Origin of the sequence: Nocardia vaccinii NBRC 15922, assembly GCF_001613305.1 — a bacterium.
Taxonomy (GTDB): domain Bacteria; phylum Actinomycetota; class Actinomycetes; order Mycobacteriales; family Mycobacteriaceae; genus Nocardia; species Nocardia vaccinii.
Genome location: NZ_BDCC01000079.1, coordinates 12003 through 24071, shown reverse-complemented (window position 1 = coordinate 24071; position 12069 = coordinate 12003). Strand labels below are relative to the sequence as shown.

Here is a 12069-nt window from a genome sequence, read left to right as displayed (position 1 = left end):
AACCCGTCACCTGTTTCCCCAGCGTGTTCGAACTACGCACCTCACCGGTTGCACTTGCATCTGCGAAGCCATCGGCACAGTCCGGCCGGATGTCCCCCGCCGTTGCTGTGGCAGGGCTGACCTCGATGAACGCAGATTCACGGGTGCTCTTCACGCGGTGATGTTTTCGCATTGCTGCGCACGCGACCCCGAGGATCATCGATCCTCTCCCGACAGGAGAGACAGAACCGATTCGGCGGCTACTCGGAGCGGCCCGCGCGGAGTGGTCAGACCGGTGCGTTCGAGTTGGCCGGACAGCCCCGGTTGGGCGCGAACCGCGGCCAGCAACGGGATGCCGAGTGCTTCGGCGACCTCGTCGCCGTGCAGGCCGCCGGGCGCGGGGCCACGAACGATCAATGCCTGATTGGGATTTCGACGGCGCACATGAGCCACGGCTGCGCGGGCGGCGGCGATCGATCGCAGACGTGGTGTCGTCACGAGGACGACCAGATCCGCGCCGTCGAGCATCTGATCGGCGTGCGGACCACGCTCACGGGAGATATCGCAGACGACCAGATCGCCTGCGGCACGGCCCGCGTCGAGCACCGCGCGCACCGCGCCGGGGCCGATCTCGGTGGGGTCCGCCACGGGTGCGACCCGGCCGCAGGCGAGCACGCGCAGGCCGGGAGCCGCCGCGGGTAAGGCATCGCGCAGAGTCGCGGCGGCCACCCGGCCGTCCTCGACGACCAGATCGGGCCAGCGCAGCCCCTCTTCGGATTCGATGCCCAGGAGCAGATCGAGACCGCCGCCGAACGGGTCGCCGTCGACCAGGATCGTGCCCGGACGAAAACGAATCGCGGACGCGGTCAAGGCGATGGCACCGGCCAGGGTGGATGCGCCCGCGCCGCCACCCGCACCCACGACTGCGACGACCACACCACCGCCCTCGGCAGAGGAGGCTGCTTCGGCGAACACCTCGACCAGCCGATCCGCCGCCGCGGGCAGTCCGAGCACCAGTTCGGCGCCGCCGGCGATCGCGGCCTCCCACTGCTCGGCCCCGGGTTCTCCCTCGCTGACCAGGACAGTGCCAGGACGACGCGGATATCCGGCCGCGGCGCACGCGTGCGCGGCGGCCGTGTCGAGAATCACGAGCGACGCCTCGGTCCAGGCATATCTGCCGATCGGCATCGAATGCTCGGCCAGCTGCCGATCGGCGGCGGCCGCGATGCGGCGGACCTCCTCGCGCAGCCGATGTCCGGACACGAGCGTCAGGGCCGGAGACTGCTCCGCTGTAACGGAATTCATGCAGGTCAGCCTCGCCCGGATGACACGGTGCCACCAGAGCTGACCGCCCGGTTGTGGATAACTCCGGGGGTGTGAGCGAAAACAGAACTCCCGGTACCACGTAACGGGCAGGGGAAATCCGACAACCGAAAAAGATACCGGCACGGCTCCCGGACCAGATGGTCCGGAAATAGAGGACGGCCCCAGCCGGGGGGGGAGGAGGCTGGGGCCGTCGGGGTTCAGCCCCGGGGGGTCGGGCTGAACGCGCCTGGACTATGTCCAGGTGCCAGCAATACTACACCCAGGCCCGGGCCGAAACGCAAGTGCAGCGGCTGAGGAAATTTTCGGCACCGATCCCGGCATCACGGCGGCAAATCCGATCAGCGGGCGGTTCGGCCGACGGTACCGCCCCTGCGCGTCCCACCGGGGCGAAATTTCCCTATCCTGGACCGCGTGACGGCCGAGGGCGACCAGACAGCGGCGAGAGATCCGATCAGCGCGACAGATACGAACGGGCAACGAGACGAGCGAACGAGTGCACGACCGGGACGCGTAGCGGCGTTCTTCGATCTGGACAAGACGGTGATCGCCAAGTCCAGCGCCTTCGTGTTCAGCAAGCCGTTCTTCGCGCAGGGCCTCATCGATCGCCGGACGGTTCTGGAGAGCAGTTACGCACACTTCCTCTACATGCTTTCCGGCGCCGATCACGACCAGATGGAGCGGATGCGCGAACATCTGACCAAGATGTGCGCGGGCTGGGATGTGGCCCAGGTCCGCGCCGTGGTCGCCGAGACGCTGCACGAGCTGGTCGACCCGCTGATCTACGCCGAAGCGGCCGATCTGATCGCCGACCACAAGATTCGCGGCCACGACGTGGTGATCGTCTCGGCATCCGGCGAGGAGATCGTCGCACCCATCGCCGCCGCACTCGGTGCGACGCACACCGAAGCCACCCGCATGGTCGTGGAGAACGGCAAGTACACCGGCGAGGTCGAGTTCTACTGTTACGGCAGGGGCAAAGTCGCCGCAATCGAAAAACTCAGCGCCACAAAAGGTTACGATCTTTCCCGCTGCTACGCCTACTCCGATTCGGCGACCGATCTGCCGATGCTCTCGGCGGTGGGACATCCCACCGCGGTCAATCCCGACCGAGCGCTGCGGCGTGAGGCCATCTCCCGCGACTGGCCCGTGCTGACGTTCTCGAACCCGGTCTCACTGTGGGCGCGGATACCGGCCCCGTCCTCGACCACCCTTGCGGCGACGATCGCGCTCGGCGTGAGCGCACTACTCGCGGGCGCGATCAGCTACCGATTACTGCGCCGACGGGACTGAAGCGGACGACATCGAACACCCCCGGCACCCGTTCCGGGACAACCCGCGCGATGGGTGCGCAACCCATCCAGAGAAGCACGAAACGCCGGGCGACACGCCGCTTTTTAAAATGTTTCCGCAGGTCTTGAATGTGAGGCGACTCACAGGTAAGAATGGATTCACGGAAGGACGGAAGGCCAAGATCGAGGCGGAAGAGAAGCGTCGACCTCCCATCCCACCCTTCCCAGCACGGACGCCGGGCACCCACGCGGAGCGCGCCGCGACAGGGCAGCAGCGTTGTGGGCCTGCGAAATTCGGGTTCTGTCGGCGATGGCCTCGCACAGGTTGCGGGGATGAACCGGCCGGGTCCGGAGAATCGCCGAGGCCGCAGAACACAACCCCAAACAAGCACGCTTGGTAACCAGGTGATCCGTGCTAGCGGGCGGTGAAGTCGTCGACGACACGCCGCCCGTTTTGGTGTGTCCGGAATCAGACGCTGTCGGATCAGACGCTGTCGGCGATCGAGCGGGCCTCCCGCGCCCCGTCCTCGAATGCCCCGCAGCACAACACGACCCAGCCGCCGACGCCCTCGACCGTGCCCGCGCCGAACGCGGTCGCCGCGTCCAGGTACGCCTGCCGCCGGCGCAACCAGAACACCTCGGGCACGCCCAGACTGTGCGGGTCCAGTCCACTGGACACCGAAACCAGCCTCGACGCCGCGCGCGCCACGACACCGTCGCCCGTACCGAACGGGCGCAGAGTCAACAACTCACCGTGCACCACCGCCGCGACAACGGGCGCGGGTGCGTCCGAGGTCAGCACGGTCTGCGCGAGAAGATCCAGTCGCTCGGCGATATCGCCGCCCGCGCGCGGACGGCCCAGCTGTTCGGGATCCTCGACCAGATCCGCGGCCGCGAGCAGATGCAGCCTGGCCAGCGCCTGCAGCGGAGCGCGCTGCCACACGCCGATCAGATTTTGCAGGGCCTCCCCGTCGAGAGCCTGTCCGACCCGCAACGCGCCGGTCAGGATCGGATCGCCGACGCTCCCGGGCTCGGGCAGTTCGGTACTCCCGCCGTCTATCGCCGCCGAGGACCGCGCCGCACGCACGCCGGCCTCCGCGGCCGTCGTGGGCCAGCCTCGCCGATTCGCCCGATGCCGGTGTACCTCCGCCAAAGCGTCGCGGGCCCGATCGGCCGCATCACGCACGCCGGGCAGGTCGACCAGGGGCTGCAGGACGTCGTTCACGACTGCACACGCTACTCGAGCGCGGAAAGACCACCGAAAGGGAGCGCCTCGGATCCGAGACACGTCTCACAGGGTTCGGACAAAAACAGTCCCCGGTACTCACGTCTCAAGCCGTGAGCCGTAGTCGTCGCTGCGGCTTCGGTCTCGGGGCTGACGTGCCGGGGGCCTGACCAGGTGCCTCAACAACCTCACATCATCTTCGGACGTCTCCGTCGATCATATGGTGCTGTCCCGCATTTCCTGGTGTATAGCTGATTCTCCTCCTCTACGCGGTGACGTCAAGACTTTCGATGGCATATTTTTGTCCCGAACATGACCGTCCACCTGCGGGTTCAGCTCTCAGCGCGCACCGAGCAGATCGCGGCCGGGGATGGCTTCGAGCAGGTTGCGGGTGTACTCCTCGCGCGGGGCCGCGAAGACCTCGTCGGTGGTGGCGGACTCGACGACCTTGCCGTTGCGCATGACCAGGACGTCGTCGGCGATCTGCCGGACGACGGCGAGGTCGTGGGTGATGAACAGATAGGACAGGCCCAGTTCGGCCTGCAGATCGTTGAGCAGGGTCAGGATCTGGGCCTGAACCAGGACGTCCAGGGCCGAGACCGCCTCGTCGCACACCACCACTTCGGGCGCCAGGGCCAGCGCCCGGGCGATGGCGACTCGCTGACGTTGCCCACCCGACAATTCGTTCGGATACCGGCGCATCACCGATGCGGGTAGCGCCACCTTGTCCAGCAGATCGCGGACCGTGGCCTCGCGCTGTGCCGAATCACCGATGCGGTGGGTGCGCAGCGGTTCCTCGATGGTGCGGTAGATCGAGTACATCGGATCCAGTGAGCCGTAGGGATTCTGGAAGATCGGCTGCACCCGGCGCCGAAAGGCGAACGCACCCTTGTGATCCAGGTCCGCCACCGGCTTGCCCTCGAATGTCACCGTGCCCGAGGTGGGTTCGAGCAGACCCAGCACCATCTGCGCAACCGTCGACTTGCCCGAACCCGATTCGCCGACGATGGCCATCGTCGTCCCGCGGGCCAAGCGGAACGAAACGTCGTCCACGGCACGCAATTCCGCGGACCGCCACGGTGACCCGCCGCGCACCTTGAACACCTTCGTGAGCCGGTCGGCCACCAGGATGTCGTCCGTGACCGCCGTGGTCTCGGCATCGGCCGCTGCGGCCTGTTCGGCGACCTGCACGGCCTGCTCGCGCACCTGCGCGCGGCGGCTCACCGACGCGCGCTGCTGCGCCGCCAGCGAGGGCGCGGAGCGCACCAGCCGCTGGGTGTACTCGTGCTGCGGTTCCCGCAGAATCCGCAGTGCGGGACCGGATTCCACCACCCGTCCGCGGTACATCACCACCAGATGTTCCGCACGCTCGGCCGCCAGGCCGAGATCGTGGGTGATCAGCAGAACCGCTGTACCCAATTCGCCGGTGAGCTCGTCGAGGTGATCGAGGATGCGCCGCTGCACGGTGACGTCGAGCGCGGAGGTGGGTTCGTCGGCGATGAGCAGCCGGGGGCGGCAGGCCAACCCGATCGCGATGAGCGCGCGCTGGCACATGCCGCCGGAGAATTCGTGTGGATACTGGTTGATCCGATGCGCCGCATCCTCCATACCGGCCTGTTCGAGCAGCTTGATCGCCTGCCGCTTCGCCTCCTTGCCGCGGGCGATCCCGTTGGCCTCCAGCGTCTCCCGGACCTGAAAGCCCACCTTCCAGACCGGGTTGAGATTCGTCATCGGGTCCTGCGGGACGAAACCGATCCCGTTCCCGCGCACCGCGAGAATCTCCCGGCGCGACGCCGACGCGAGATCCTTTCCGTCGAACAGGATTTCGCCGCCGGTGACCTTACCGGTGCCGGGCAGCAGATCGATGATCGCGTGGGCGGTGGTGGACTTCCCGGACCCGGACTCCCCCACGATGGCAACCGTCTGCCCCGGATACACGGACAGGTTCACCCCGCGAACCGCCGGCACCTGTTTGCGATCGGCCGTGAAAGAGACATTGAGATCCCGGATTTCGAGCAGCGGGGCGTCCTCGGCCTGCTCGCGATCGGCTGTCAGCGCATCGGATGTCTTTGTCGCATCGGTCATTTCCGCACTCACCTCTTGCGCGCTTTCGGATCGAGCGCATCACGCACCGCGTCGCCGAGCAGAATGAAGCTCAGCACGGTCAGCGCCAATGCCGTCGCGGGATAGAACAGAATCGCCGAGGTTCGAATCGACTGCTGATCGGCGGCGATGTCCGAACCCCAGGACACGACCGAACGCGGCAGTCCCACCCCGAGATAGGACAGCGTCGCCTCGGTCACGATGAACACGCCCAGCCAGATGGTGGCCACCACGATCAGCGGCCCGGCCGAGTTCGGCAGCACGTGCCGAACCAGTATCCGCAGTGGCGAAACGCCCAATGCCTTTGCCGCCGTGACGTATTCACTGTTCTTGGCCTGGATGACCGCACCGCGTGCGATGCGGGCCGCCTGCGGCCAGGTGAACGCCGCCAGAATCAGGATCACCGTCCAGATCGTGCGCGAGTTCAGCAGCTGCATCAGCACGATCGCCGCCAGTACCAGCGGCAATGCGAAGAAGATCTCGGCCACCCGGGACACCACCGCGTCCAGGATCCCGCCGTAGAACCCGGCGATCGCGCCGAGCGTGCCACCGATCAGCACGAACAGGATCGCCGCGCCGATACCGCACAGCACCGAGGCCCGGGTGCCGTAGACGGTGCGGGCGTAGACATCACAACCCTGCAGGTCGAAGCCGAACGGATGACCGGAACGATGCGCCGCCATACTCAGCGCGGTATCGCAGTAGCGCGGGTCCTGATCGGTGAACAGCTGCGGCCAGGCCGCGACGAGCAGCACGACCAGGATCAGCAGCACACCGACGACGAAGATCGGATTGCGCCGCAACTGCCGCCAGGCATCACGCCAGATACTGGTGGGCGTCCCGGCCTCGTCGACGCGGTCGATGGCCAGCACCTCCACCTCGTCCGGCGGCGCGACGAAATACTCCTGGGCACGGCGTGTGACGCCGTAGTCGTTGTCAGACATAGCGAATCCGTGGGTCGAGGGCGGCGTAGAGCAGGTCGACGACGAGGTTCGACAGCAGGAAGATGACGATCAGCACGGTGACGAAGGAGACCACGGTCGGCGCCTCGCCGCGGATGACCGCTTGGAACAGGGTGCCGCCCACGCCCGGAATGTTGAAGATGCCCTCGGTGACCACCGCACCCGCCATCAAGGCGCCCAGATCGGTGCCCAGGAAGGTGACCACCGGGACCATCGAATTGCGCAGGATGTGCACGCCGATCACGCGACGCCGGCTCAGCCCCTTCGCCGTCGCGGTGCGGACGTAATCCGCGGTCATGTTCTCCGCCACCGAATTCCGGGTCAGCCGAAGCACATAGGCGAACGACAGCGATCCGAGCACGATCCCCGGAACCACCAACTGTCCCCACGGAGCTTTGCCGGAAACCGTGACCGGTGCGATGCCCCACTTCACGCCGAGCAGGAATTGCGCGAGAAAGCCGACGACGAAAATCGGCACCGCGATGATGATCAGGCTGATCACCAGCAACGTCGAATCGAACAGCTTGCCCTTGCGTAACCCGGCGACCAAGCCGAACGCCACCCCGAAGACGGTCTCGACCGCCAGCGCGATCACGCTGAGCCGCAACGTGATCGGAAACGCCCGGGCCAGCTCGGCCCGCACCGGACGCCCGGAGAACGCCGTACCGAAATCGAGGGTGAAGATGCCCTTCAGGTAATCCAGATACTGGATGATGAACGGCTGATCGAGATGGTAGCGAGCACGCAATGCGGCTTCCAGGCCCGGCGTCATCGGCTTGTCGCCGGCCAACGCCCGGATCGGATCACCCGGAATGAGGAAAATCATTGCGTAAATGAGCAGCGTCGCCCCGATGAAGACGGGAATCATCTGAAGCAGTCGCCGCACGACGTACCAGGCCATGAGTGCCTCCGCGGTCGATGGCCGGGGCCGTGCCGATCCGCCGATGGGCGGAGAGTCGGTGCGGCCCCGGCGCTGTGCAACTAGTTCTTCTCGATGTTCTCGAAGTCGAACAAGCCGGACCAGGCCAGCTTGGCCGACTTGACGTTCACCGAATAACCGCCCGTGCCTTTGTAATCCAGCACCGGGATATCGGCCATATCGCGGAACAGCACGGCCTGCGCCTGGGTGATCACCTTGTAGGAATCCTCCGGCGTCGCCGCGGACTGAGCCTGGACCAGCAGATTGTCGAATTCGGGATCGGAATACCCGACGTCGTTGGTTTCCGAACCGGTCTGGTACTGCGAGGTCAGGAATTCCAGCATGGACGGGTAGTCGCCCTGCCAGCCGTAGCGGAAGGCCTTACCGATCGTTTTGCTGTGCACCTGATCCCGGATCTGCTTGAACGTCGGCAGCGGAGTGGCCGAGGCGTCGATGCCCAGGGTGTTCTTGATGCTGTTGGCGGTCGCCTCGACCCACGCCTGATGCGTTCCGTCCGCGTTGTAGGCGATCTCGAATTTGCCCGACCACGGCGAGATGGCGTCGGCCTGCGCCCACACCTTCTTCGCTTCGTCCGGGTTGTATTGCAGCACTTCGTTACCCGGCACGTTCGGGTTGAATCCGGGCAGCGTGGTCGCGGTGAAATCCTTCGCCGGGCCCTTGGTTCCGTGGAAGATGGTGTCGGAGATCTGCTCTCGGTTGATCGCCATCGAAATGGCCTTGCGCCGTAGCAAACCCTCTTGGCCGCCGAAGTGCGGCAATGAACTCTGGATGCCGATGTGTTCGCTCTGCGCGGTCGGCTTCACGATGGCGCGGTCGCCGAGGTCCTGCCTGAAGGTGGTCAGCGCGTTGTTCGGGATCCGGTCGATGGTGTCCAGATTGCCGCCGAGCAGATCGTTGTATCCGGCCTCGTAGCTCTGATACATCTTGAACGTCAGGCCCTTGTTCTTGGGCGGACGGCCACCGTGGTAGTCGGGGTTGGGCACCAGATCGATCGAAACCTGGTGCTGCCAAGCGCCGTTGCGGGCGAACTTGTACGGGCCGTTGCCGATCGGGTTCTCGCCGAACGCCTTCATGTCCTTGTAGGCAACGCTCGGCAGCGGGTAGTACGGCGCGAAGCCGAGCTGCAGGGTGAAATCGATCGACGGATTCTTCAGGTCCACGGTGAAGGTGTGGTCGTCGACCACCTTCAGGCCCGACATCGTTTGTGCCTTGGGCGGATTCGAGGCCAGATCGTCGTAGCCCTGGATCAGGCTGAACACCCAGTTCTGGTTCTGGCCGTTGGTGCTGAGCGCGCCGTAATTCCAGGCATCGACGAACGACTTCGCCGTCACCGGTTCACCATTGGTGAACTTCCAGTCCGGTTTGATGGTGATCTTGTAGTGCTGACGATCGGTCGTGTCGATCGACTGCGCCATCTCGTCGTGCGCGTTGCCGTCGGCGTCGTAGTACTTCAGCCCGGCCCAGAGCCGATCGACGACCCGACCACCCATGTTCTCGTTGGTATTGGTCGGGACCAGCGGATTCTGCGGTTCCGAGGCGAACGTGGTCACAACCCCCGCGTCGACACCTCCATCCCCGGACGAGCAGGCCGTCAACGCCAGACCTGCCGCCAATACTGCCGCCGCGACCAGCGCGGTAATCGTCTTGACTCTCAACGCATTCTCCCGATTCCAGGACGAACGAAGCGACCGGTGCGCGTGCACGGGATCTCCTGCACGGGCCGGGCGATCGCCATAGGTGAATCGGACATTAGCCATACAACCGGTTGTTGTCAGCGGATCGACCCCGGTTCGTCACTCCTGTTAGCAAACCGGCAACATCGTTGACGCATTGCGGCCGATTCGGTTAGCAGGTTGCACAATTGGCTAGGCACAGCGCCGAGTTGACCGCCCGATCGCCACGACGTCGGCAATCCGCACCGGACAACGGCGGCGGCATCGCAATCGACCCTCGGGACCTGACCACGAGGCGATCCCGGTCCGTTACTGTCGGAATGTGGCCGCGCTCACCCCCGGCCGAAGGCATGCGAAAGAAGAGGCGAGATGACCGAGAACACCGCTGATCACCTGGAGGCGTACCCGCCGAACGCGGAATTCGCCGCCGCGGCCAATGCTGATGCGTCCCTGTACGATCGGGCCGCTGCGGACCGGGACGCGTTCTGGGCCGAACAGGCGCATCGTTTGCATTGGCACGAGCCGTTCAGTCGTGTGCTGGACTGGGACGATGCTCCGGTCGCGCGCTGGTTCGCCGATGGCAAGCTCAATGTGGCCTACAACTGCGTGGACCGGCACGTCGTGGACGGACACGGCGATCAGGTCGCCATCCATTGGGAGGGTGAGCCCGGCGATTCGCGTGCGATCACGTATGCGCAATTGCTGTCCGAGGTGTCCCAGGCGGCGAACTATCTGACCGAGCTGGGGTTGCGGGCAGGTGATCGTGTCGCGATCTATATGCCGATGCTGCCCGAGGCGATCGTGTCGATGCTGGCCTGCGCGCGCCTGGGCCTGACGCATTCGGTGGTGTTCGCCGGTTTCTCCCCGAGCGCCCTGCGTCAGCGCATCGATGACGCGGCCGCGCGGCTGGTCATCACCACCGACGGTCAGTGGCGGCGCGGTAAATCCGCCCCGCTCAAGGAGGCCGTGGACGAGGCCCTGATCGGCGGCGCACACACTGTCGAGCATGTGCTGGTGGTGCGTCGCACCGAGGTCGAGGTGCCCTGGACCGACGGGCGGGATGTGTGGTGGCACGAGACCGTGGCCGAGGCCGCGACCGAGCACGAGGCCCAAGCGTTCGAGGCCGAGCATCCGCTGTACATCCTGTACACCTCGGGCACGACCGGCAAACCCAAGGGCATCCTGCACACCACCGGCGGATACTTGACCCAGGTCGCCTACACCCACCACAACGTCTTCGACCACAAACCCGGCCAGGACGTCTACTGGTGCACCGCCGACATCGGATGGGTCACCGGACACAGCTACATCGTGTACGGGCCGCTGGCCAACCGCGCCACCCAGGTCGTGTACGAGGGCACCCCGAACTTCCCCGATGAGCACCGGCACTGGCAGATCATCGAAAAGTACGGCGTCACAATCTATTACATTGCCCCCACGCTGGTGCGGACGTTCATGAAGTGGGGCCGGGAGATCCCCGACGCGCATGATCTGTCCTCGATCCGCGTGCTCGGCAGCGTGGGCGAGCCGATCAACCCCGAAGCGTGGCGCTGGTACCGGCAGGTCATCGGCGCGAATACCGCCCCCATCGTGGACACCTGGTGGCAGACCGAAACCGGCGCGATCATGATCTCCCCGCTGCCCGGGGTCACCACCGCCAAACCCGGCGCCGCGATGACCCCGCTGCCGGGTATCTCGGCCAAGGTCGTGGACGAGGAAGGCAACCCCGTCACCCTCGGCGAGACCGAAGCCAACGGATACCTGGTCCTGGACCAGCCGTGGCCCTCGATGCTGCGCGGCATCTGGGGCGACCCCGAACGCTACAAGGCCACCTACTGGGAACGCTACGGCGACAAAGGCTGGTACTTCGCCGGCGACGGCGCCAAACTCGACACCGACGGGGACCTGTGGGTCCTGGGCCGCGTCGATGACGTCATGAACGTCTCCGGACACCGCATCTCCACCGCCGAGGTCGAATCCGCCCTCGTCGGACACTACGGCGTCGCCGAGTCCGCGGTCGTGGGCGCCAGCGACGAAACCACCGGCCAGGGCATCGTCGCATTCGTCATCCTCACCGCCGAAGCCAAGGACACCGGCCAGGACCTCATCGCCGAACTCAAAGCCGAAGTGTCCCGCGAGATCAGCCCGATCGCGCGCCCCCGGGAAATCCACATCGTCCCCGAACTCCCCAAAACCCGCTCCGGCAAGATCATGCGCCGCCTCCTGCGCGACGTCGCCGAAGGCCGCGAACTCGGCGATACCTCCACCCTGGTCGACCCCAACGTCTTCGAAGCCATTCGCACCCAGAAGACCAACTGGTAGCCCACCAGCTCGTACACCCGACCGCCGCACCACAGGCACCGTCCTGTGGTGCGGCGGTCTGTAACCGACCCACCGACACCGGCTCACGGCAAATCGAAACCCACGAACAGCCACACACCAACCACTACATCGGAAACGCAACCACCGACGCACCCAGCGGCGAAGCGTCTCCGTCCGCCGGAACTCGCCCGCGAATCGAAAGGCAAATCCACAACACCCCAAGGTTTTTCGGCGCGGCTCGCCGTTCAGC

Annotated in this window: 8 protein-coding genes; 2 read left to right on the top strand and 6 right to left on the bottom strand. The window is 65.8% G+C overall.

The annotated features are described in order from the left end of the window. Window positions 1–195 precede the first annotated feature (195 nt). On the bottom strand, window positions 196–1284 hold the full coding sequence (gene ssd, locus NV1_RS38125) for a septum site-determining protein Ssd (protein WP_084526503.1): 1089 nt from the start codon (window positions 1282–1284) through the stop codon (window positions 196–198). Window positions 1285–1755: 471 nt separating this feature from the next. Between ssd and NV1_RS38120 the strand changes: the two genes are divergently transcribed. After that, a complete protein-coding gene (locus NV1_RS38120) occupies window positions 1756–2595 on the top strand; it encodes an HAD family hydrolase (protein WP_067903335.1) in 840 nt (279 codons plus the stop codon). A 483-nt stretch (window positions 2596–3078) separates the two neighbouring features. On the opposite strand, the gene NV1_RS38115 is transcribed toward NV1_RS38120, so the two are convergent. The 5 genes from NV1_RS38115 to NV1_RS38095 form a co-directional block, all read right to left on the bottom strand. Further along, complete coding sequence (locus tag NV1_RS38115) at window positions 3079–3819, bottom strand: Fic family protein (RefSeq protein WP_067903261.1); 741 nt, start codon at window positions 3817–3819, stop codon at window positions 3079–3081. A gap of 339 nt (window positions 3820–4158) precedes the next feature. Beyond that, entirely contained in the window at window positions 4159–5904 is a 1746-nt protein-coding gene (locus tag NV1_RS38110; protein ID WP_067903257.1) for a dipeptide ABC transporter ATP-binding protein, read from the bottom strand. An 8-nt stretch (window positions 5905–5912) separates the two neighbouring features. Continuing rightward, on the bottom strand, window positions 5913–6866 hold the full coding sequence (locus NV1_RS38105; protein ID WP_067903254.1) for an ABC transporter permease: 954 nt from the start codon (window positions 6864–6866) through the stop codon (window positions 5913–5915). Beyond that, window positions 6859–7785 carry an ABC transporter permease gene (locus NV1_RS38100; RefSeq protein ID WP_067903250.1) on the bottom strand — a complete coding sequence of 309 codons (927 nt, stop codon included), beginning with the start codon at window positions 7783–7785 and terminating at the stop codon, window positions 6859–6861. The genes NV1_RS38105 and NV1_RS38100 overlap by 8 nt, the downstream gene beginning before the upstream one ends. An 80-nt stretch (window positions 7786–7865) precedes the next feature. Continuing rightward, window positions 7866–9479 carry a peptide ABC transporter substrate-binding protein gene (locus NV1_RS38095; RefSeq protein WP_067903332.1) on the bottom strand — a complete coding sequence of 538 codons (1614 nt, stop codon included), beginning with the start codon at window positions 9477–9479 and terminating at the stop codon, window positions 7866–7868. Window positions 9480–9866: 387 nt separating this feature from the next. On the opposite strand from NV1_RS38095, the gene acs reads away from it, so the two are divergent. After that, entirely contained in the window at window positions 9867–11819 is a 1953-nt protein-coding gene (acs, locus tag NV1_RS38090; protein WP_067903247.1) for an acetate--CoA ligase, read from the top strand. Window positions 11820–12069 lie beyond the last annotated feature (250 nt).